This is a genomic window from Flavobacterium sp. NLM (genome assembly GCF_002210235.1).
Lineage (GTDB): Bacteria > Bacteroidota > Bacteroidia > Flavobacteriales > Flavobacteriaceae > Flavobacterium > Flavobacterium panici.
Genome location: NZ_LIAC01000008.1, coordinates 99,128 through 121,057 on the forward strand (window position 1 = coordinate 99,128; position 21,930 = coordinate 121,057).

The 21,930-nt window shown below is 32.1% G+C and carries 26 protein-coding genes; 11 read left to right on the top strand and 15 right to left on the bottom strand.

What is annotated here, in order from left to right; translation table 11 throughout:
- Window positions 1-249: 249 nt before the first annotated feature.
- The 7 genes from tpiA to APR43_RS11565 form a co-directional block, all read right to left on the bottom strand.
- Window positions 250-1,002 (bottom strand): triose-phosphate isomerase, encoded by a 753-nt coding sequence (gene tpiA, locus APR43_RS11535; RefSeq protein ID WP_053473482.1) that lies wholly within the window; start codon window positions 1,000-1,002, stop codon window positions 250-252.
- Between the two features lie 57 nt (window positions 1,003-1,059).
- The gene (locus tag APR43_RS11540) at window positions 1,060-1,560 is read right to left on the bottom strand and encodes a TlpA family protein disulfide reductase (RefSeq protein WP_053473481.1); all 501 of its coding nucleotides are present in this window, start codon (window positions 1,558-1,560) and stop codon (window positions 1,060-1,062) included.
- A 307-nt stretch (window positions 1,561-1,867) separates the two neighbouring features.
- The gene (locus APR43_RS11545) at window positions 1,868-2,521 is read right to left on the bottom strand and encodes a DUF2974 domain-containing protein (protein WP_053473480.1); all 654 of its coding nucleotides are present in this window, start codon (window positions 2,519-2,521) and stop codon (window positions 1,868-1,870) included.
- A gap of 3 nt (window positions 2,522-2,524) precedes the next feature.
- Window positions 2,525-2,986 carry a hypothetical protein gene (locus tag APR43_RS11550; protein ID WP_053473479.1) on the bottom strand — a complete coding sequence of 154 codons (462 nt, stop codon included), beginning with the start codon at window positions 2,984-2,986 and terminating at the stop codon, window positions 2,525-2,527.
- Between the two features lie 49 nt (window positions 2,987-3,035).
- Window positions 3,036-4,052 carry a hypothetical protein gene (locus APR43_RS11555; protein WP_053473478.1) on the bottom strand — a complete coding sequence of 339 codons (1,017 nt, stop codon included), beginning with the start codon at window positions 4,050-4,052 and terminating at the stop codon, window positions 3,036-3,038.
- 111 nt (window positions 4,053-4,163) lie between these two features.
- Window positions 4,164-5,285, bottom strand: coding sequence for a BT_3928 family protein (locus APR43_RS11560; RefSeq protein ID WP_053473477.1), 1,122 nt, complete (start codon window positions 5,283-5,285; stop codon window positions 4,164-4,166).
- A gap of 94 nt (window positions 5,286-5,379) precedes the next feature.
- A complete protein-coding gene (locus APR43_RS11565; protein WP_053473476.1) occupies window positions 5,380-5,922 on the bottom strand; it encodes a DUF1599 domain-containing protein in 543 nt (180 codons plus the stop codon).
- A gap of 226 nt (window positions 5,923-6,148) precedes the next feature.
- Between APR43_RS11565 and folP the strand changes: the two genes are divergently transcribed.
- Together folP and APR43_RS11575 are read left to right on the top strand one after the other, a co-directional pair.
- A complete protein-coding gene (gene folP / locus APR43_RS11570) occupies window positions 6,149-6,982 on the top strand; it encodes a dihydropteroate synthase (RefSeq protein ID WP_053473475.1) in 834 nt (277 codons plus the stop codon).
- A gap of 148 nt (window positions 6,983-7,130) precedes the next feature.
- A complete protein-coding gene (locus tag APR43_RS11575; protein ID WP_053473474.1) occupies window positions 7,131-7,763 on the top strand; it encodes a hypothetical protein in 633 nt (210 codons plus the stop codon).
- Window positions 7,764-7,800: 37 nt separating this feature from the next.
- Here the strand turns inward: APR43_RS11575 and rlmH are convergent, their stop codons facing one another.
- The 7 genes from rlmH to APR43_RS11610 all read right to left on the bottom strand — a co-directional run bounded on the left by rlmH (window position 7,801) and on the right by APR43_RS11610 (window position 13,742).
- Window positions 7,801-8,274, bottom strand: a complete 474-nt coding sequence (gene rlmH, locus APR43_RS11580; RefSeq protein ID WP_053473473.1) for a 23S rRNA (pseudouridine(1915)-N(3))-methyltransferase RlmH — start codon at window positions 8,272-8,274, stop codon at window positions 7,801-7,803.
- 130 nt (window positions 8,275-8,404) lie between these two features.
- On the bottom strand, window positions 8,405-8,707 hold the full coding sequence (locus tag APR43_RS11585) for an antibiotic biosynthesis monooxygenase family protein (protein ID WP_053473472.1): 303 nt from the start codon (window positions 8,705-8,707) through the stop codon (window positions 8,405-8,407).
- 173 nt (window positions 8,708-8,880) lie between these two features.
- Entirely contained in the window at window positions 8,881-10,296 is a 1,416-nt protein-coding gene (locus tag APR43_RS11590) for an adenosine deaminase (RefSeq protein WP_053473471.1), read from the bottom strand.
- A 481-nt stretch (window positions 10,297-10,777) separates the two neighbouring features.
- Complete coding sequence (locus APR43_RS11595; RefSeq protein ID WP_053473470.1) at window positions 10,778-11,059, bottom strand: GNAT family N-acetyltransferase; 282 nt, start codon at window positions 11,057-11,059, stop codon at window positions 10,778-10,780.
- 2 nt (window positions 11,060-11,061) lie between these two features.
- On the bottom strand, window positions 11,062-11,457 hold the full coding sequence (locus APR43_RS11600) for an OsmC family protein (protein ID WP_053473469.1): 396 nt from the start codon (window positions 11,455-11,457) through the stop codon (window positions 11,062-11,064).
- A gap of 3 nt (window positions 11,458-11,460) precedes the next feature.
- A complete protein-coding gene (locus APR43_RS11605; protein ID WP_053473468.1) occupies window positions 11,461-12,342 on the bottom strand; it encodes a pirin family protein in 882 nt (293 codons plus the stop codon).
- A 299-nt stretch (window positions 12,343-12,641) separates the two neighbouring features.
- Complete coding sequence (locus tag APR43_RS11610) at window positions 12,642-13,742, bottom strand: DNA alkylation repair protein (RefSeq protein ID WP_053473467.1); 1,101 nt, start codon at window positions 13,740-13,742, stop codon at window positions 12,642-12,644.
- Window positions 13,743-13,981: 239 nt separating this feature from the next.
- Here APR43_RS11610 and nadC point away from each other — a divergent pair, with 239 nt between their 5' ends.
- The 6 genes from nadC (at window position 13,982) to priA (ending at window position 19,900) form a co-directional block, all read left to right on the top strand.
- Window positions 13,982-14,839 carry a carboxylating nicotinate-nucleotide diphosphorylase gene (gene nadC, locus APR43_RS11615; protein WP_053473466.1) on the top strand — a complete coding sequence of 286 codons (858 nt, stop codon included), beginning with the start codon at window positions 13,982-13,984 and terminating at the stop codon, window positions 14,837-14,839.
- A gap of 83 nt (window positions 14,840-14,922) precedes the next feature.
- Window positions 14,923-15,846, top strand: a complete 924-nt coding sequence (locus APR43_RS11620) for a YihY/virulence factor BrkB family protein (RefSeq protein ID WP_053473465.1) — start codon at window positions 14,923-14,925, stop codon at window positions 15,844-15,846.
- A gap of 1 nt (window position 15,847) precedes the next feature.
- On the top strand, window positions 15,848-16,276 hold the full coding sequence (locus APR43_RS11625) for a DUF2147 domain-containing protein (protein ID WP_053473464.1): 429 nt from the start codon (window positions 15,848-15,850) through the stop codon (window positions 16,274-16,276).
- Window positions 16,277-16,287: 11 nt separating this feature from the next.
- Window positions 16,288-17,034 carry a subclass B1 metallo-beta-lactamase gene (gene bla-B1-FLAV / locus APR43_RS11630; RefSeq protein ID WP_053473463.1) on the top strand — a complete coding sequence of 249 codons (747 nt, stop codon included), beginning with the start codon at window positions 16,288-16,290 and terminating at the stop codon, window positions 17,032-17,034.
- A 70-nt stretch (window positions 17,035-17,104) separates the two neighbouring features.
- On the top strand, window positions 17,105-17,308 hold the full coding sequence (locus APR43_RS11635) for a hypothetical protein (RefSeq protein WP_053473462.1): 204 nt from the start codon (window positions 17,105-17,107) through the stop codon (window positions 17,306-17,308).
- Between the two features lie 144 nt (window positions 17,309-17,452).
- Window positions 17,453-19,900: a primosomal protein N' gene (gene priA, locus APR43_RS11640; RefSeq protein ID WP_053473461.1), complete on the top strand. Its 2,448-nt coding sequence runs from the start codon at window positions 17,453-17,455 to the stop codon at window positions 19,898-19,900.
- Here priA and APR43_RS11645 read toward each other — a convergent pair.
- Entirely contained in the window at window positions 19,897-20,595 is a 699-nt protein-coding gene (locus APR43_RS11645) for a LytR/AlgR family response regulator transcription factor (protein ID WP_053473460.1), read from the bottom strand. The genes priA and APR43_RS11645 overlap by 4 nt on opposite strands.
- A gap of 177 nt (window positions 20,596-20,772) precedes the next feature.
- On the opposite strand from APR43_RS11645, the gene rpsF reads away from it, so the two are divergent.
- The 3 genes from rpsF (at window position 20,773) to rplI (ending at window position 21,922) form a co-directional block, all read left to right on the top strand.
- Window positions 20,773-21,114 carry a 30S ribosomal protein S6 gene (rpsF, locus tag APR43_RS11650; protein ID WP_041518692.1) on the top strand — a complete coding sequence of 114 codons (342 nt, stop codon included), beginning with the start codon at window positions 20,773-20,775 and terminating at the stop codon, window positions 21,112-21,114.
- Window positions 21,115-21,119: 5 nt separating this feature from the next.
- Complete coding sequence (gene rpsR, locus APR43_RS11655) at window positions 21,120-21,416, top strand: 30S ribosomal protein S18 (RefSeq protein ID WP_002987043.1); 297 nt, start codon at window positions 21,120-21,122, stop codon at window positions 21,414-21,416.
- 65 nt (window positions 21,417-21,481) lie between these two features.
- Complete coding sequence (rplI, locus tag APR43_RS11660; RefSeq protein ID WP_053473459.1) at window positions 21,482-21,922, top strand: 50S ribosomal protein L9; 441 nt, start codon at window positions 21,482-21,484, stop codon at window positions 21,920-21,922.
- The last annotated feature ends 8 nt before the right edge of the window (window positions 21,923-21,930 follow it).

The window sequence follows — 21,930 nt, forward strand, 5'->3', positions numbered from 1 at the left end:
GAATCCAAAGCAGAAGTTGTTTAAAAATCTAATCGAACATTCTTAATTTAAGAATTATTTAAAACATAAAAAAAGCGATACTATTTAAGTATCGCTTATATTTTTTTTCTGCCACAGATTAAAAGGATTAAAAGGATTTTTTTTTCTGCCGCGAATTCACTAATTTTTTTAATTTGAATTTGTGAATTCGTGGCGAAAAGTCATAGAAAATAAATCTGTGTAAATCTTTTTAATCTGTGGCTAATAAATTTAGATAGCCGTTACAATTGCTAAGAAATCATCTGCTTTTAATGCAGCACCTCCAATTAAACCACCATCAACGTCTGGTTTAGAGAAAATTTCTTTAGCATTGTCTGGTTTTACAGAACCACCGTATAAAATAGAAACTTCATCAGCGATTTCAGCTCCAAAGGCTTTACGGATAGTTTCTCTGATAAATTCGTGCATTTCCTGTGCCTGTTCTGGTGAAGCAGTTTCTCCAGTTCCAATTGCCCAAACAGGCTCATAAGCTAAAACAACTTTTGCCCAGGATTCTTTTGCAATGTGGAAAATTCCGTCACGTAATTGGTTTTCAACAATATTGAAATGATTTCCTGATTGACGATCTTTTAATTCTTCTCCAAAACAGAAAATTACAGTTAAATCATGTTTTAAAGCTGTATCTACTTTACTTGCGATTAATGCATCAGTTTCGTGGAAAATAGCTCTACGCTCAGAGTGACCTAAAATTACTGTATTAACACCAATACTTGTTAACATATCTGCAGAAATTTCTCCTGTAAAAGCACCGCCTTCAGCCTGGTGAACGTTTTGAGCAGCAACACCAATAGTTGTGTTTTTTACTTTTGCTACAGCAGCTTGTAAGTTTACAAATGTTGGAGCAACGATTACTTGTGCAGTAGTTTGTGCTGGTATTTTAGTGATTAATTCGCTTAACAATTCTTCAGTTTGTGCTGCGTTTTTATGCATTTTCCAGTTTCCTGCAACAATCTTTTTTCTCATTTTGGTAGTTTTTGTTATTTTTTAATTTTTTGTTTTTTGTTATAATTTGTGTGCTGTTTAAGCTTGTTTTAAGCTTTTTAAAGTTTCATTGATTTTGTCAAAATCAGTTTCGATAGCACGATAAAGAACAATTTTTCCTGTTTTGTCAATGATAATATATCTTGGAATCCAGTCTAAATCGATCGCTTTTCCAAAAACACCTTTCATTCCGTCGTTCATCATAAAATGATCGCCTTTTAATTCATGTTTTTCAATTCCAATTTTCCATTTGTCAGCCGTTTTATCAGCAGAAAGGAATAAATACGAAACATCAGGATTATTAGCTTGCAGCTCCTTAACTTTTGGCATTGCTTTTACGCAGTCGCCGCACCATGAAGCCCAAACTTCAATGACTAAAGTTTTTCCTTTATATTTTTTTAAAATGCTTTTGAAAGAAGTCTGATCTCCTTCAAGAGTTAATAATTTTTCAGACAAAGCTTCTTTAGAAAAACTTGTTTTCTGAGCTTGTGAGCATGAGAAAGTTATAAATGCGATAATAAGTAGTGCCGTTTGTTTCATGTGATAAATGATTTTTAACAAAGTTAAACAAACAATTGGAAAGCCAAATACAGATTAACAAAATTTGAAGAGTCGTTTATTTTGTAACAAAAAGTTAATTTTCGGTTAGAAAAACAGGAATGAAATCGTAATAGTTGAAGAGGAAATTCAGGATTTTTTAAACATTACTTTTTTGAAGACAAAAAAATGATTGATTTTTTAGTTTACGTAATGATTTTGGAAGCAAAAAAACGTCAGGTTTGAAGCAAAAAAGCCTTTAATAAATTTAAATTATTAAAGGCTTTGCTATGTTTTTCTTTCGGGATTTTTAATTCAAATCATAATTTCCATTTGCCCATTTTTTGCATGGAACAATCCATTCATCTAAAGCTTTATATAAAAAGCCATGTTTTAAATTAGTATTCAATTCAATTTGTTTGAAATGATTTATTTTGAGTTTTGAAGTTTCTTTTCTTTTAATTGCCGAAACGCCATAAATATCTGATTTTTCATAAATGGTTAAAATATTTCCGCAGAAATTAATATCCGGAATTTCTTCAATATCTACATCTCTAAAACATCCAATAAAAACAAAATTCACATCAGGATTTGCTAAATAGGTTGAAACATATTGTGCAATATAACCGCCTTTTGAAGTTCCAATTACGGTTATTTTATTTGGCGCAACTCCTTTTTTCAGAAGTGTTTTGATTTGTTTTACAATCTTTTCTGCGTAATCAGAAGCATTTGTATTTTTCTTTCTTTTTTCGCTAAAAACAATAAAATTATCTTTTCTAAATGATTCTAAAATTTCATTGTATTCGGCTTTGCCATATTCAGGATGCGGAGTATTCAAATCGTTTTCTTCAACAAATTTATTGTGGAAAAAGAAAATATACCGCTGATCTGCAGTCTGGCTGAAAACTGTACTATTGCAAAGTATTATAAGTGATAAAATAAAAAACTTAATTGTATTTGGCATCGATTATTGGTTTTGAGTATCAATTAAAATCTTATAAACTCCAGTTGTTTTATCTTCCTGAAATTCTACATTTTTGATTTGCAGGGATGTTATTACAGTAGAACTACAATGCTCACTTTTTCTTTTTTCAGTAGAAACATGAAACTCAAAAATACTTTTGTCTTCTATCTTTACAGCATATTTAAATGTTCCCGCATCCCATCCCATAGCATTGAAGCCAAGGCGATAAAGATTATCTTCTTTCAGGTAAGCATACTGTATTATTTTGTTTTCGTTTAAATCAGTTATGGTTACCGCCTTTTTTGCATCAAATGTGCCATTTTTAAATAAATTTTCTCCAGAAGTTTTATCTACAAATTCAAAAGTAACAGAAGGTGGGGATGTAGTACAGTTATAAGGATCGCTTGTGCAGCCAAAACTAGTAATTATTAATAAAATAACTGATAATTTAATTAATCTCTTCATAGGTTTGATTTTGTTTTTGATTGAGTCAAATATAGGATTATTATTATATTTAAAATCTTTTCCTTACTAAAAGATAATTGTAAATACTAATGATAAAAGGGAAAATTATAAAGGTAATCCAAATTGCAAATTGTCTGGAAACAAAGTCATAATAATAGTTCAAAAAGAAAATGGAACCTATAAAAACAGCACAAAATATCGAATCTAAATAACTCACTTGTTCTTCAGAATATCTATCAATATGCTCGTCTTTGAGTTCTCTGAATTCTTCAAAATATTTTGAATTGAAAAATCTTTTCCATCGTGGCAGAAAACCAATAAGCATCATGAAATTCTGAATCATATAAATACTCGAAACCCCTAAAAGAAAATATTGAACTGCAACGTATATTCCCTGTAGAATATCATCTGAGTTAGTAGCATTGTGATTTTCATAAATTGAATTTAGATTATCTATAGCAAAAAACATCATGATTATTGAGCTCCAAATACTTAAGATAAATTTGTTTCTGTCTGATAAATGAGTTTTTGTAAAAGCATGAAAAAAAGAAAATAACGAAAATGAAATACCAATAACTATTAAGGTTTGGGAAATTATGTTGTCAAAGTTGATCAAACCGTTATCAACTACCCAATATATCATGGCAATCGAGAGAAATAATGTGATGCCTTCTGTTAGTTTTGGAGTAATATTTCGTTCGTTAAATATTCGGGAATAAATAACATAAAAGACAAAAAATATAAAAGGCCAAAATACAAGGCTTCTATTCAAAATGAATTCAAGACTACAATTTGATTCATCAACTATACTGCATAAAAAAGAACCGAGGAAAAATATAAAAATAAAAGAAAGGATTCCTATAAAAACGGATGTTGTCCATTTATTTGAAATTCTCCTGCTTTCAAAAATTACTCCTGTAATTAATGCCAAAATCTGAAGAGAAACTAAATGTGTACCAGAAGATTTGTGAATATAAAAATCATAAGCGGCATAAATAATTAAAAATAATATAAATAAAAACAGGAAAGGATTTGAAAAAAACAGCCTTAGTAATTTTGTCATCATAGTTATAAATTGGTTTTATTTAAGATTTGGTTGTTGGTTTTGTGCTAAAAAAAAAACGCCAATATATCTAAAAAATAGAATATTGGCGTCTTTAATTGTTGTCAAATATTGTTAAATGCCATAAGCAACATCAGATAGTTTTAAATCATCAACATCGTTGTAGTGCACTTTTTGAACTACTGTTCCTTTGTGTAAAACCACGATACTTGGATTGGCTCTTTCAACAGTTTTTAAAGCTGTTGCATCGCAAAAATAAAAATCAACATCTAAATTGTATTGTTTTTTTGCTTTTGCAATTTCCTCAGCTCCAGAAGCTGTCATTGCAATTACTTTATAACCTTTTGCTTTTGCATCTGCAGTAACTTTTGCTAGTTTTTTCATTCCGTCTGGATTTGATAAAGCCAGATCATAGGTTACAAAAATCAAGAGTTTAGGTTCTTTTAATAATTCTGCTTTGTAGTCAGAATCGTCTTTTGTCATTGTAAAATCGTGAATTGGCGGTACGTAACCTTCTGTAATCACTTTGTCCTTTCTGTCCACAAAAGTGGCACCTTCCGGAATATTCATTAAATCTTTCTCTGTAAATTCTTTATCAACTCCGTTTACTTTATAAATAAACACCATTTCAACTACAGATTTTGGAGCGCCTTCCGGAATTTCCATTCCTTTTTCGATGTTAGTTCCAACTTTGTATGGACGGAAATCTTTTATTGGATTATGGTTTAAAACCCAATACGCCATAATTGCACTTAAAGTAACACTTACAATAGTAATTGCATTTGTAACTGTATTTGAAAATAAAGGTTTTACTAATTTTTGATTGATGAATAAAATCAAAATAAAGAATAATAAAACAACATCTTTTGTGAATGACTGCCAAGGTGTTAAATGTAAAGCGTCGCCAAAACATCCGCAATCTTTTACTACATCAAAATAAGCAGAGTAGAAGGTAAGGAACGTAAAGAAAACGATTAAAAGCAATAATGCCCAAATTGTTGTTTTAGCTTTATATCCCACTAGTAACATTACACCCAAAACTACTTCTAAAATTACCAGAAAAATAGCTAAACCTAAAGCCAATGGTTCTAAAAATGGCATATTGAAAACAGGTTCACTAAAATATTCGGCTAATTTATATGAGAACCCAACAGGATCATTTAGTTTGATTAATCCGGAAATGATAAATAATACACCGACAAATAATCGGGAGAATTGAGTAATGATGTTTTTCATAGGGTAAATATTAAATTTAAAATTCCAATATTTGAAAATCCAAATTCCAAAATCTTGTTGAAAAATTGGAATTTGGAATTTATTTTTTGGAATTTTATTTGTTTATTGGGTTTAGAATCAAGGCAAAAACAGAATAATTAATCATATCCTGATAATTAGCATCAATTCCTTCAGAAACTAAAGTCAGACCTTTATTATCCTCAATTTGTTTTACGCGAAGTAACTTCTGCAAAATTAAATCAGTTAAAGAACTCACACGCATATCACGCCACGCTTCGCCATAATCGTGATTTTTAGCTTCCATTAAATCTTTGGTTAATTTTACTTTGGCATCATATAATTCGGTTGCTTTTTCAACATCCAAATCAGGCTGATCAACAACGCCCAATTCTAACTGAATTAAAGCCATGATAGAATAATTGATGATTCCGATAAATTCTCCTTTTTCATCCTCATCAACTTTACGAACATCATTTTCCTGTAAACTTCTGATTCGTTGTGCTTTTATGAAAATTTGATCGGTCAATGAGGGAAGTCTTAAAATTCTCCATGCACTGCCGTAATCTTTCATTTTATTGATAAATAAGGTGCGGCAAACCGTAATTACATTATCAAATTCAAGGGAAGTATTCTTCATTTATTGCTGTATATTTGCTAAAATTTCTCCAAAAATAAGGATTAAATTAAAGAGTTTCAAGTTTAAGGTTTCCTTTGTTTCAAGTTTTTTCTAAACAAAGTGTTAACGGGAATAACTTGAAACTAAAAAATAATAAAAGTTTCAAGTTTCAGGTTTCAAGTTGATGCAGATTGCGCAAGTTCTAGAACTTGAAACCTGAAACCTGAAACAAAAAATAACAAAACAAATGACAATTAATTGTAAAGGCGAACTTATAGATTTATCGATTCCTAAAGTTATGGGAATTTTGAATGTTACGCCTAATTCTTTCTTTGATGGAGGAAAATATAAAAACGAAGATGAAATTATTTCTCAGGTAGATAAAATGCTGTCTGAAGGCGCTTCATTTATTGATATTGGTGCTTATTCAAGCAAACCCAGCGCCGAATTTGTTTCGGAACAAGAAGAAATTGACCGCATTATTCCTGTTATAGAATTGATTTTAAAGCATTTTCCGAAAGCTTTATTGTCAATTGATACTTTTAGAGCCGAAGTAGCAAAAGCGAGCATAGAAAGTGGCGCAGCGATTATAAACGATATTGCAGCAGGAGAGTTAGACGATAAAATGTTTGATGTTATTGCAAAATACAACGTTCCGTACATTATGATGCACATGCGTGGTAATCCGCAGACCATGCAGAGTTTGACAGAATATGAAGATATTGTAAAAGAGATACTTTTCTATTTTTCTGAAAAAGTGAAACAGGCAAGAGCTTTAGGAATCAACGATTTGATTCTCGATCCAGGATTTGGTTTCGCCAAAACAACCGATCAGAATTATGAAGTCATGCAAAAAATGGAGCTTTTTAATCTTTTAGAATTACCTGTTTTGGCTGGAATTTCTCGAAAATCAATGATTTATAAAACACTTAATATCACGCCGCAGGAAGCTTTAAACGGAACAACGTTTCTAAATACAATTGCGTTGACAAAAGGCGCGAAAATTTTAAGAGTTCATGATGTGAAGGAAGCGATTGAATGTGTGGCTTTATACAACAAATTGAATTTGAATACTATTTAAACGACAGATTTGTCATTCCGAGAAACGAGGAATCGCACTCGGAACTCGACACAGATTGGCGACATTCTTTGAGGAAATACTAGTGCGATTCCTCGTTCCTCGGAATGACAAACTTTGAGTAAAATCATTAGATAAAAAATTAAATAATATGAAATACTTCTCTTTGATCATAATCTGTTTATTATTTTCCTGCGAAAAAAAACAAGATGTTCTACTTCCAAAATCAAACATAACAATTGTAAAAGATGTACAAGATCTTTCACCAATTTATATCTTTTTTGAAACCGAAGGACAAGATACAATTGCAGATGTAAACCGAAAAAGCGCAATAATTTCAACCAACTGGATTTTCAATATTGACAAACGTCTTCCTCTAAAAGTAGTAATTCCGGAAGTAATGAAATTACAGGAAAAAAAGCGAGCCGACAGCGCCCACAAAAATGAAAATGCCGAAAATTATTATTCTTATGCAGATTCTATCGGGAAGAATTTAGCCTTTGTGCCTTTCACGAAAGTGTTTTATAAAACGGAAAAACCAAATAGAGAAAATCTTGTTGTTTATTTTAGAAAAGGGAAAAAACAGGTTTTCATGGCAAATAAGGAAATAAAAATTTCAGAAATACTACAACGTTTCTACACTTTAAAATTTGAAAGAGTGCCAGATTTGGTGTTTTTCTTCGATAAGAACATGAGTTATGAAGAATATATACAATATAAAATTCTACTGCAAAAACATGTGACTTACAATCTTGATAAACTTCCGGTAGAATTCATTAACTAAAAAACTGAGCACTGAAAACTGTGACTGAATACTAATTTTATTGGTGATGATAAGGTTCATTACGTAAAATCGTAAAGCCACGATACAATTGTTCGATAAAAAATAAACGAACCATTTGATGTGAAAACGTCATCAGCGAAAGCGAAACTTTTCCCTGCGCTTTGCTGTAAACTGTATCAGAGAATCCGTATGGGCCGCCAATTACAAAAACCAAAGTTTTGATTCCCGAATTCATCTTCTTTTGTAATTCTTCTGAAAAACCAACGCTTGAGAAGTTTTTCCCATTCTCATCCAATAAAATCAATTGATCGGTTGGTGAAAGTTTTGACAGAATCAATTCGCCTTCTTTTTCCTTTTGCTGGCTTTCAGATAAGTTTTTTACGTTTTTGATATCGGGAATAATTTCCAGATCAAATTTGATATAAAAAGACAAACGTTTGGTATAATCGTCAATCAAAGTTTGAAGCGATTTATTATCTGTTTTGCCAATGGCGATGAGTTTGATATTCATTGTTCTTTTATTTTGCCACGAATTGCACGAATTAGCACGAATTATTTTTTTGCCACAGATTAAAAGGATTAAAAAGATTTTTTTAAATTAATTCTGTGTAAATCCGTTGAATCTGTAAAATCTGCGGGCTCTATTTTTTATTCTCAAAAACGGTTTCGAAATGTTCTACAACAGGAAACGGTTCATAATAATGATGCAGAATGTTTTTCCATTCCAGATAAGCTTCAGAAGTTCTAAAACCTACTGTGTGATCTTCAAGTGTATTCCAATCGACTAATAAAAGATATTTGTTTTCGACTTCCAGACATTTCTCTAATCGATGTCCTAAATAACCTTTAATAGACGAAATATATTGGCTTGCTTTTGCAAAATCAACTTCAAATTGATTTGCTAATTCAGGTTTTACAAAAAGATATGCGGCTTCTAGAATCATATTGAATGAATTTTTATCTGCCAAATCTGCTAAATCTGCGAGAGTATATTTTTCCCGCAGATTTAGCAGATTCAGCAGATTTTATTTTTTAATTTTTTGGTTTAAGTAAATCTGCGTTGATCGGCTTAAATCTGTTTAAAATCTGCGTGCAATTTCGCAAAGATGATACAGCTTTAATTTTTAGAAAACTTCGCTTCAAAAACTTTAAATCTATTATCAAGATCTTTAATCAATTGTTTTTTAACCGATTCATCTTGAATAAAACTGTAATTGATGCTGTTGTAAACGTATTTCTTTATTGTTTCGTAATTAACATCAGGATATCTTTTAGCTAATAAAACGTATTGTTCTGTCATATTGCTTCTTAGAATTCCTGCATCGTCTGTACTGATTACAATTGGCACATTAAATTCTTTGTAAAGCGTAAACGGATGTCTGTTTTCTTTTACTTTCAAAATGAATTCATTACTCACTAAATTGATCTCAATTGGAATGTTGTTTTTAGACATGTATTTCAATAAATCGTATGAGTTTGCTTCGTAAGCAATATCAACTCCGTGACCAATTCTGTTTGCGCCTGCAATATAAATTGCATCGTTAATATGCCACGTTAAATCTTCCGGCTGCACTAAACCTAAAGTCAATTCTCCTGCGTGAAGCGTATATTTTACATCTGGAAATTTAGAGTGACAATATTTAAACATTTCCATGTGTAACCAATAATCTTTCATAGAATTTTCGCCATGTTCTGGAGAAACGATATTTACACCCGCAGTCAATTTACTTTCGTTAGAAGAAATAAAAGCGATAACCAAGTTTTTAAATAAATCAACAGGTTCCATAAAACGCAGTACAAAGTTTTGATAGCGCATTGTAAAACGCTCATCATCTATTTTTAAATCTTTGTGGAGTTTTGCTATGAAATTATTGTTGAAATCATCAGCATATTTTTTAGCGTCTTTTTTCTGAATCGATTTATACAATTCGTCTAAAAGTTTTGTAACCGCTTTTTCGTCTTTTTGATTAGCTGCCTTACGCAATTTTGTATTGAAATCAGTTAAATCTGAAACATTCATATCGCACGGAATGGTTGATAATTGCGTTTCGATATAGCTTACATTTTCTGCAATGGCACGTTTTTTTAATTCGAGCATTCCTTCAGCAAAATGACCTTTTATGGTAGGCTCGAATTTTTGAAAAGAATCAAAAAACTGATCATCAGAAGGAACAGAACCGTTATAATCTTTAACCGACCAGGTTTGCATTACTTGCTGTTGGTAATAATCTAATTTGCCATCATTTTTTAGAGAAGAAAAAGTCTGCCAGTTTCCTTTTTCAGGTTTGGTTTTCGAAACCGCCATGGTTTCTAAATTCAAATAAAAATCTTCTGCAATAGCTCTTTCTAAAAGTGGTTCTGCGTAAACTGATCCTGAAAAATGGTGGTGTAAATCGCCTCCTTTTGGCATTTGTTGAAAGAAAGCTGTTAAGAGAGCTTCATTATTTCTGATTTTTTCTAAATAACTTTCAGCTGTTTGAGAAAAGCCGATTTGTGCTATAAAAATACAGAAAAGCGTAATTATCCTTGTCATACTCTAAGTTTAAATTACATGCAAATATACGACTTTTCGGAGAAATTTAAAAATTGAATTTCTTTGTGTTGTTTTTTTAACGCAAAGAGCGCTGAGATTTTTCGCAAAGTTCGCAAAGTTTTTTGGAAAGTGGTTAAAGGTTTTTGAAGTTCGCTAAGCTGGTTGTATAAAGAATTTAAAAAGAGTTCCGAAGGAACGTTAAATATTGTAGGGATGGATTTTAATCCATTCACGCATGCAGAATCGATAATTTATGTCATTTCGACGTAAGGAGAAATCGCACTAGAAACTCGACAAAGGGAATCGTCAATCTTTGTGGATTCCCGAGTGCGATTTCTCCTTACGTCGAAATGACAAACCTGATGTCTATAAAATGCGAAAGACGCACTGCTGTGCGTCTCTACGAAAAAAACTTTGCGCACTTTGCGTAATTCTTTGTGTGCTTTGCGGTTAAAAAAAACTCAGAACCTTAGTATCTCTTTTAAGAAAGTACATCACGTATTTCCTCAACCTTATCAAAAACGCTTTTTGCAAAAGGACAAAGCGGAATGATTTTTACATTGTTAGTTCTTGCATAATCCACAGCAGCCATCACTAATTTTTTACCGACACCTTTTCCGTTAAAATCTGGACTTACTTCAGTATGGTCAATAATGAATTTTGAATCTCCAGCCCAGGTGTATGTCATTTTTCCGGCTTCTTTTCCATCTTCGATGGCTTCAAAATATCCTTTTTTTGTATCATTAATTTGTTGAATTTCCATGATTATATTAATGTGGTTTTAATTTCTATTGAATGTGTAAGTGTTTTGTGAATTGGGCAGCTGTTAGCAATCGTTTCTAAACGTTGTCTTTGAGTTTCGTCAACTTCGCCAATTACTTCAATTTTTCTTGTAAATACGGATACACTTCGCTCAGAATCTCTTTCAAAATCAATTTTGACATTAATTTCAGAAACGTCCCATTGTTTACGATTAATATACATTCGTAAAGTAATTACAGTGCAGGAAGCCAAAGATGCTGCCAAAAGTTCAGTTGGATTTAATCCTAAATTTTTCCCGCCCAATTCCTGCGGTTCATCAGAAATTAAAACATTGTCGCTTGCTGATGTAATTTCCGTTCGATACAAACGAGTATCTATTTTTGCTGAGATTGTATCCATAATTTATTTGATTCTTGGTTCAGGTAATGGAACAAATTCAGTTTCGCCCGGAACTTTTGGGAAAGTCTGTTCTGTCCAGTCTTTTTTAGCTTTTTCGATGAGGTTTTTATCCGAAGAAACAAAATTCCAAAAGATGAAATGTTCTTCAGGAAACGGTTGTCCGCCAAAGATATATACGGTAGAATTTTCGGCAATTTCAAACTCGCAAAGCGTACTGTCAGTTGTAATTAGAATTTGTTTTGGATCATAAACGTGTTCACCGCTTTTGATACTTCCTTCTAAAATATACAAACCGCTTTCGCCGAATAAATCCTTGCCAATGTTTATTTTTTTAGCCTCAGTACTTTTGATTTCAATAAAATAAAGCGGACTATAAACAGGAACCGGAGATTTTTTTCCAAAAGCTTCACCAGCAATTAATTTGTATGAAACTCCGTCTTCTTCCCAAGCCGGAATGTCATCTGCTTCAACATGTGCAAAATTCGGATCCATTTGCTCTAATTCTTTAGGAAGTGCAACCCAAATCTGGAGTCCGTGAAGCATTTTGTCTGAATGTCTTAAATATTCAGGAGTTCTTTCAGAGTGAACGATTCCTTTTCCGGCTGTCATCCAGTTTACGGCACCTGGTTTTATTTCTAATTCTGTTCCTAAACTATCGCGGTGCATAATGCTTCCTTCAAACAAAAAAGTAAGCGTCGAAAGTCCGATATGCGGATGTGGAGGAACATCCATATTTTCGTGATCACTTAAATGTGCAGGTCCCATATGATCAATAAATACAAATGGGCCGACAGCTCTTTTTTCACGGAAAGGCAATAAACGACCCACCATAAAGTTGCCAATATTGGCAGCACGTTCTTCGATAATTAAACTGATATTTGACATGGTATTTTTATTTGATTTGAAAACAAAATTACAGTTGTGATAGAAATCTGTAACTTAATTTAGATTAAGAAAAGTTGTTTTTGGATTTATCTAAATTATAAAAGTAAGCAAAATAGCTAGTTGTTCAAATTCATTTTTTATGATATTTCGGTTTTTTTGTCATTTCGACGAAGGAGAAATCTCCACAAGAAACTCTACAAAGATTGGGTTTTCGTTGAGGAGCTACTCGCGGAGATTTCTCCTTCGTCGAAATGACAAACAGGACAGTTAAAACCTTGATGATTTATGAAATTTGTTTTTTAATCAATCAATTCAAACTCTAAAACCTCACTCTCCGTTCCATTAATAATAATCGACAACTGATGCGCTCCAGTATGAAAAACTCTCGTTGTAATCAGTTTAAAAGATTGATTTCTTTCGATTTTAGTTAATTGATTCGGCTGGTAAATCTTCTCACTGATTTTAAAGACTTTTTTCGCCAAATGCCCTTTTGCTTTTTTATAATGAACAGCATATTCTAAACGAATTGTTTTTGGTTCTTCGTTTTTATTGTTTAAGTGAAATTGAAACTGAAGATAATCCCCAATTTTTACAATAGGTGTTTTAATTTCAAAAGAAGAAAGCTCAATATTCGTGCTTTCTAAACCATAATGACCTAAAATTTCCGGATGACCTTGTTTCAATAAAGTTCGGCAGCCATGCTTAATAATTCCGTCGGTTTCCTTGCTGTGTCCTTTCCATTTATTGGCGATTTCTAACACAATTTGCGGATTATCTTTTGCAATATCATTTAAGTTATTGGCAACGCTTCTGCGGACATATTCAGAAGGATCGTTTTTTAGATTTTCTAATATTGGAAGAATAGAAGAAGGATCTTTTTTCAAAAACGGAATTGCCATTGCCCATGGTAATCTTGGGCGGGAACCTTCACTGGCTAATCTTCTAACATGGTGATTTTCGTGCAGAGACCATTTTGTCATTTCGTCGATCATTTGTTCTTTATATTTTAAAATAAAAGGACGAACGGCAAATTCACAGCTTATAAATTGTGTTATAGAAACAAAGGCTTTCGCCGAAGTTTTAAAATCGTCTAAACCGTATATTTCGATATAATCGGCAAAGAAAATGAAAGCCAGATTGCTGTCTGCAAAATTATTTTTCTTTAGATTTTCTATAATTTTATCAATTAAGGAAACGGCTTCGGGAAAGTTTTGAGGCATAAATTGATGAAACACAACTGTGGTATGTTTCATTCTTTCTTTCCATTCTTTTTGAGCAAAATCACCTTCGTAAATTGTCTCAATAAATTTTTGTTTGTTGAATGCCGGATGTACTTCGGCGACAGCCTGACTGAATTTTTCGTAAAAAGAAACCGAGTAAATATCTTTAATTAATCCCATAAATTTTGCTTGATTGAACCTCAAAGATATTTAATGTTTTTAATTGTTGACGTACATTTTGATTGGAAAAATTATTAGCCACAGATTACACAGATTAGCACAGATTTTTTTGAAATCATTTTAATCTTTTTAATCTGTGGCTAAATATAAATTTAAGGTGATAAGAAACTTTTAGCAGAAAGGAAACTTTTAAATCCATAAAATAAGTCCTAATTTAGCATATTATTAAAATTATAAAAATGATAAGCGAAGCTCAATTTCAAGCAGAATTGCAACTTTTGATAAGTAATGCCATTAGAGAAGATGTTGGACCGGGCGATTACAGTTCACTTGCCTGTATTCCCGATACTGCTCATGGTCAGGCAAAATTATTGGTAAAAGATCAGGGAATAATTGCCGGTGTTGAACTTGCTAAAATGATATTCGAACATGTAGATCCAAAATTAAAAGTAAAAACTTTTATTGAAGACGGAACGCATGTAGAATATGGAGAAGTTGTTTTTGAAGTTTCTGGAAGCTCACGGTCTATTTTAAAGGCCGAAAGAGTGGTTTTGAACACCATGCAGCGTATGTCTGCCATTGCGACAAAAACAAAACATTTAATGAAGCTTTTAGAAGGAACAAACGCTAAAATATTAGATACACGTAAAACAACGCCCAATTTTAGAGTTGCCGAAAAATGGGCTGTAAAAATAGGCGGAGGTGAAAATCACCGTTTTGCCCTTTATGATATGATTATGCTGAAAGACAATCATATTGATTTTGCGGGCGGAATTACACGTGCTATTTCAAAAACGAAAGAGTATTTAAAAGAGAATAATCTGGATTTGAAAATCATTGTTGAAGCCCGTAATCTAGATGAAATTAGAGAAATTTTACTGAGCGACGGCGTGCACAGAATCCTGATTGATAACTTTAATTATGAAGATACAAAAACGGCAGTAAATTTGATTGGTACAAAATGTCAGACAGAATCTTCGGGAAATATCAGTGAAAAAACGGTTCGTGAATATGCTTTATGCGGTGTAAATTATATTTCATCAGGCGCTTTAACGCATTCTGTTTATAATATGGATTTGAGCTTAAAGGCTTTTTAATGAAGTTATGAATTTTGAGTTATAAGTTATGAGTTTGATTGTAATCTAAAATCTGCACTCTAAAATCTAAAATCAAAAAATATATGTCGAAAGAGATAGAAGATCGGATTGAAAAATTGCCCATAATACGCAATGTGGCCCGACTTTTTAAAAGAATAAAACTCCCTTGGTTAGAGGGATTTTCTTTGTATGATTTACTCGAAATGTACACTTTAGGAATTCTTGAAGGAGCTTTTTCGTATCATGCAAGCGCAGTTTCTTTTAGCTTTTTTATGGCTTTGTTTCCTTTTACGTTATTTATTCTAAACTTAATTCCGTTTATTCCTATAGATAATTTTCAAAATGACTTTCTGCAGTTTGTGCAGCAAGGCGTTCCTCCAAATACTTATGATGCAATTAGTAAAATTATCAGCGATATCTTAAATAATAGTCATTCGGGCTTATTATCTTCGGGATTTTTGCTTTCTATTTTCTTGATGGCAAATGGCATTAACGGAATTTTAAGCGGTTTTGAATCGTCTAAACACGTATTTGACAAACGCGGATTTTTTAGTCAGTATCTAGTGGCATTGGCAATTTCGCTTGTAATGACCATTATATTGTTTGTAACAGTAGCTACAATTGTTGTTTTTGAGGTTTTTATTCAAAAAACAATCATTCAGGATGTATTGAGTGATCGTATTCCGCTTATAATTTTAGGACGATATTTATTCGTTGTTTTAATGATTTTGATAACATCTTCAATATTATTGCGTTATGGTACAAAACAGTACAATAAAGTGCCTTTTATAAGCATTGGATCTGTTTTTACAACGATACTAATTGTTATATCTTCGTTCTTTTTTGGGATTTGGGTTATAAAATTTTCAAAATACAACGAACTTTATGGTTCTATTGGAACATTATTAATTCTAATGTTTTATATTTGGATAAACTGTATGATTCTGCTTTTAGGGTTCGAATTGAATGCTTCTATCAGAAAATTAAAACAAAAAAAAAATAAATAATATGAAAAATTGGATGTTAACGATTGGTGTGTTTTTCTTTGCAATGAGTATTCAGGCTCAAAGTGTTATAGGAAAATGGAAGACCATAGATGATGAAACGGGAGAAGCTAAATCTGTAGTTGAGATTTACGAAAAATCAGGAAAAATTTACGGGAAGGTAACAGAAATACTTCGCGAGAATCATAAAAAAGATGTTTGTATAAAGTGTGAAGGTGCCGAAAAAAACAAACCAATTTTAGGAATGACCATAATAAACGGTCTTAAAAAAGACGGTGCTGAATATAACGGAGGAACAATTTTAGACCCAACAAGCGGTAAAAAATACAAATGTTATATCTCATTAGAATCTGCAGATAAATTAAAACTTCGCGGCTATGTTGGTATTTCGATTATGGGAAGAACACAATACTGGACACGTGTAAAAAACTAATTCAAAATTAAATGCGAAAATTAGCTTCAATAGTTTTATTCTTAGTCATAACCTTAAATAGTTTTGGACAAAAGAAGAATTCTCCATTACCAATAAGTCATCTTACAGGTGACTTTTATGTTTATAAAACATTTCATGATTATAATGGAACGTTGATTTCTGCCAATGCCATGTATCTTGTTACAGATAAAGGTGTTGTGATGTTTGATGCACCTTGGGACGAAACTCAGTTTCAGCCTTTATTAGATAGTATAAAAGCAAAACATAATAAAGATGTGATAATGCTTTTTGCGACCCATTCTCACGATGATCGTGCAGGAGGATTTGATTTTTACAGAAAAAAAGGAATCAAAACATATTCGATTAAGTTAACAGATGATATTCTTAAAAAAGAAAACAAACCGAGAGCAGAATTTATAATTCCAAATGATAAGTTTTTTACAGTCGGGCAGCATACTTTTGAGGTTTATTATCCCGGAAAAGGTCATGCATCTGATAATATTGTAGCTTGGTTTGATAAAGAAAAAGTGCTTTACGGAGCTTGTTTTATAAAAAGTGCCGATGCCATAGACCTTGGTTATTTAGCGGATTCTGACGTAAAAGAATGGAAAAAATCGATTGGGAAAGTAAAGGCAAAATTTAAGAATCCAAAATATATTATTCCGGGTCATGAAGACTGGACTAATACAGAATCTTTAAACCATACTTTGAAATTGGTTGATGAGTATTTGGCTCAAAAATCTTCAGGAAAAAAGTAACAGATAATTATTAAATTCAGATTATAGTTAAAAAATAGTTTAATTTTGTTTGAACTAATAATGAGGATATATGACTGTAACGGATAAAAATATATTGGAAACCTACTCAAATTTATTTGAAGGACTTAGTTTTTCAAATAAAATTGAACTTATAGAGCGATTAACAAAGTCTATTAAAAGTAATAAATCAAAAGAGAATAATTTCTATAAATCTTTTGGAGCTTTTGCATCTGAAAAATCTGCAGAAGAAATTGTTTCTGATATAAAAAGATAACCACAATTAAGAATCAATTGATTTTTTTTACTGATAATACTAAAGATTTTAAGCTTTTAGACGGAATTCAAATGAAGAACTGGTTTGAAAGAAATTAAATATTTTTGTTCAAATTCATTCTTCAATCTTTATTAAAATATCTGCATGTTTTTTATCGAAGTTATTTTACCGCTTTCCTTAGCAAAAACCTTTACATATCGTGTTTCTGAGGCCGAATTCCATTTTATAAAAAAAGGAATGCGTGTGGCGGTGCCTTTTGGTAAAAGCAAAATATATACGGCACTTGTATTAGATACACATGAAAATGCGCCCACATTATATGAGGCTAAAGAAATCCATCAAATTTTAGATGAAAAACCAATTGCAACCGAAACGCAGATTAAACATTGGCTTTGGGTTGCTAATTATTATATGTGCGGTATTGGCGATGTGTATCGTGGAGCATTTCCAACCGGATTATTATTAGAAAGCGAAACTATTGTTTCATATAAACCAGAAGTTATTGTTAACGATTCTGAACTTTCTGATGATGAATTTTTGGTTTATGAAGCGCTGCAGCATCAAAGTTCGCTTAAGGTTCAGGAAATTGCTTCAATCTTAAATAGAAAAAATATTCTGCCTATTCTTCAAAAATTAATAGCAAAAGATATTATTGTTTTAGAAGAAGAAATAAAAGAAAGCTACAAACCAAAACTGGTTCGGTATGTAAAATTACATTCACAGTACGAAACAGATCAAGGTTTGATGAATTTGCTGGATATTTTGAGAAGTGATAAGCAAAAAGAAATTGTTTTGGCTTATTTTCAAATAAGCGCTTCAGAAAAAAAGCCCATAACAGTTAATAAACTGGTTGAAGTTTCAGGCTCAACTTCAGCAGTTGTAAAAACTTTGATTAAGAATGAAATTTTCGAGGAATATTATTTACAGCAAGACCGTATTTTATTTAACGGAGAAAAAACAGATAAAGAATTACAGTTAAGCGAAGCGCAGCAAGATGCTTTTACAGCAATAAAAGAGAGTTTTTCTGAAAAAGAAGTCTGCTTGCTTCACGGCGTAACTTCAAGCGGAAAAACTGAAATCTATATTAAATTAATCGAAGAATATCTGCAAACAGGAAGACAGGTTTTATATCTGCTTCCGGAAATTGCGCTTACAACACAATTGGTTTCTCGTTTACGACTTCATTTTGGAGATAAAGTAGCTGTTTTTCATTCTAAATATAGTAATAATGAAAGAGTTGAAGTTTGGAAACAAACACTCGAGAATTCAGAAAAAGCACAAATTGTAATAGGAGCGAGGTCGGCATTGTTTTTACCTTTCAATGATTTAGGTTTATTGATTGTGGATGAAGAACACGAACAGACTTTTAAACAGACAGATCCGGCGCCGAGATATCATGCCAGAGATGCGGCTATTGTTCTGGCAAATTTTCATAATGCAAAAGTACTTTTAGGTTCTGCAACGCCAAGTATTGAAACCTATTTTAATACGCAGAGCGAAAAATACGGTTTGGTTACGCTTACAGAACGTTATAAAAACGTTCGAATGCCAGAAGTTGTTTTGGTTGACTTAAAAGACAAGCATTTCAGAAAACGAATGACGGGGCATTTTAGTGATGTTTTAATAGAAGAAATGGCCGAAGCTTTGTCTTTGGGCGAACAAGTGATTTTGTTTCAAAACAGAAGAGGATATTCTCCTATAATAGAATGTCTCACCTGCGGACACGTACCACATTGTCAGCAATGCGATGTGAGTTTGACTTTTCATAAATTTAAAAATCAATTGCGCTGCCATTATTGTGGATATTCAATTGCAAAACCAACGCATTGTCACAGCTGTTCCAGTATTGATTTAACGACTAAAGGTTTTGGAACAGAACAAATAGAGCAGGAGTTGTTATCGCTTTTTCCGAAAGCTAAAACGGCCAGAATGGATCAGGATACAACCCGTGGTAAATTTGGTTTTGAAAAGATTATCGATACTTTTAAAAATCGGGAGATTGATATTTTGGTTGGAACTCAAATGCTAGCCAAAGGTTTAGATTTTGATAATGTGAGTTTAGTCGGAATCATGAATGCAGATAATATGCTACATCATCCTGATTTCAGGGCTTTTGAGCGCAGTTTTCAAATGATGACGCAAGTTGCGGGAAGAGCAGGAAGATCTGAAAAACAAGGTAAAGTTGTGATTCAGACTTATAACCCAGATCATAATACAATTCAGCAAGTTACAAACCATAATTATATAGGTATGTATAAGGAGCAGTTGTATGACAGACAGATTTATAAATATCCGCCGTATTTCAGGATTATTAAATTAACGATAAAACATCGTGAATTTGAGAAATTGAAAGAAGGATCCATGTGGCTGTATCAGGTTTTAAGTCAAAACCTGAATATGCCGGTTTTGGGTCCGGAAGAACCGGCTATCAGTAGAATTCGAAACGAATATATAAGGACTATATTAATTAAAATCCCTCAGAACCTGCATTTAGGAAACACAAAAAAAACTATTCAGAAAATGTTGAATAGTTTTGAAGCGGTTGCTCAGTACAGAGCTATAAAAGTTGTGGTCAATGTCGATTTCTATTAATTAGATGTCGACAATGCTTTTACTAAATCTTCCTTTTTGTTTCGACTAAGCGGAATTTTAGTAATACCGATTTCTGCAAATTTACTATTAAAGCGTTCTACCTTATCAATATTAATGATATATGATTTGTGTACACGAATGAATTTGTCTTTTGATAAATCATTTTCAAAAGATTTCATTGTTGAAAGTACCAGATTACTGTCGTCTTCTGTAACCACTCTTACATAATCTCCAAAAGCTTCAATCCATTTGATTTTAGCCGTAAATATTTTAAGCTTTTTAAGGTTGCTTTTAATAAAAATATGTTCGCCTTCTTCTTCTTTGACTTCTTTTTTAAGCAAATGCATGTCAATTGCTCTTTTTACAGAAGCATTGAAACGGTCTACGGCAATTGGTTTTTGCAGATAATCAGTGGCATCATAATCAAAAGCTTTCAGGGCGTATTCAGCCTTAGAAGTGATAAATATAATTTGTGGTTTAGATTTTAAACCATCAAGAAAATCAAAGCCATTAATGACTGGCATTTCTATATCAAGAAAAATTAAGTCGATATTATTTAATGAGATACAACTTTTTGCTTCTATTGCATTAGAAAAATCCCCGATTAAGTGCAAACCTGGGTGATTATTAACTAATTTTGCAATAATTGTCCTTTGTATAGAACTATCATCCACAACAACACAGTTTAGTTTCATAACATTTAAATTTAGAATAAATTCAGGATAGCAGTAGTAAATGTATAGTTTTTTTGGAAAAAAAACTAAAATAGACGTATAATTTTTGCATTATGACGAATAATAGAAAAAATGTGTTGTATATTTAAAAATAATGGTTACTTTTGCACCCAATTTTAACAAATAAATTTTTTATTTATGAATCATTATGAAACTGTTTTCATTTTAAATCCCGTTTTATCTGAGGTTCAGGTGAAGGAAACAGTAACGAAATTTGAAGAATTTCTTACTAGCAGAGGAGCTGAAATGGTATCAAAAGAGGATTGGGGTCTTAAAAAAATGGCTTACGAAATCCAAAACAAAAAAAGTGGTTTTTATCACTTATTTGAGTTCAAAGTATCAGGAGAAGTTCTAATTGCTTTTGAAACTGAATTTAGACGTGACGAAAGAGTTATGCGTTTCTTAACTGTAAGTTTAGACAAGCATGCTATTTCATGGGCGGAGAGAAGAAGAGCAAAATTAAAATCTACTAAAGCTTAATCATTATGTCTACAATAGAGCAATCTGCAAAAGGAAAAAAAGACGGAGATATCAGATATTTAACGCCTTTAAACATTGAAACTAACAAAACTAAAAAGTATTGCCGTTTCAAAAAATCAGGAATCAAATACATCGATTATAAAGATGCTGATTTCTTATTGAAATTCGTAAATGAGCAAGGAAAAATTCTTCCTCGTCGTTTAACCGGAACTTCATTAAAATACCAAAGAAAAGTTTCTGTAGCTGTAAAAAGAGCTCGTCACTTAGCTTTAATGCCATACGTGGCCGATTTATTAAAATAATTAAAAACTCTAGTCGCTGGTTTCTGTTCAGCAGAACCTAACTTCTAAAATATAAGGACAACAACATGGAACTTATTTTAAAACAAGACGTACAAAACTTAGGATTTAAAGATGATGTAGTATCTGTAAAGCCTGGTTACGGTCGTAACTTTTTAATTCCTCAAGGTTTTGCTGCATTAGCAACTCCTTCTGCTAAAAAAGTTTTAGCTGAAAATCTAAAACAAAGAGCACATAAAGAAGCTAAAGTTGTTGCTGATGCTAAAGCATTAGCTGAAACTTTAAAAGCTCTTGAAATTAAACTTACTGCAAAAGCTGGTGGAGAGAAACTTTTTGGTTCTATCACAAACATCGACATTGCTGAAGCTTTAGAGAAATCAGGTAATGCTATTGATAGAAAATTCATCACTAGTGGTATCGTAAAACGTACAGGAAAATATACAGCTAGCATCCGTTTACACAGAGATGTTATCGTTGAGTTACCATACGAGATTATCGCTGAAAAATAACATTTTGT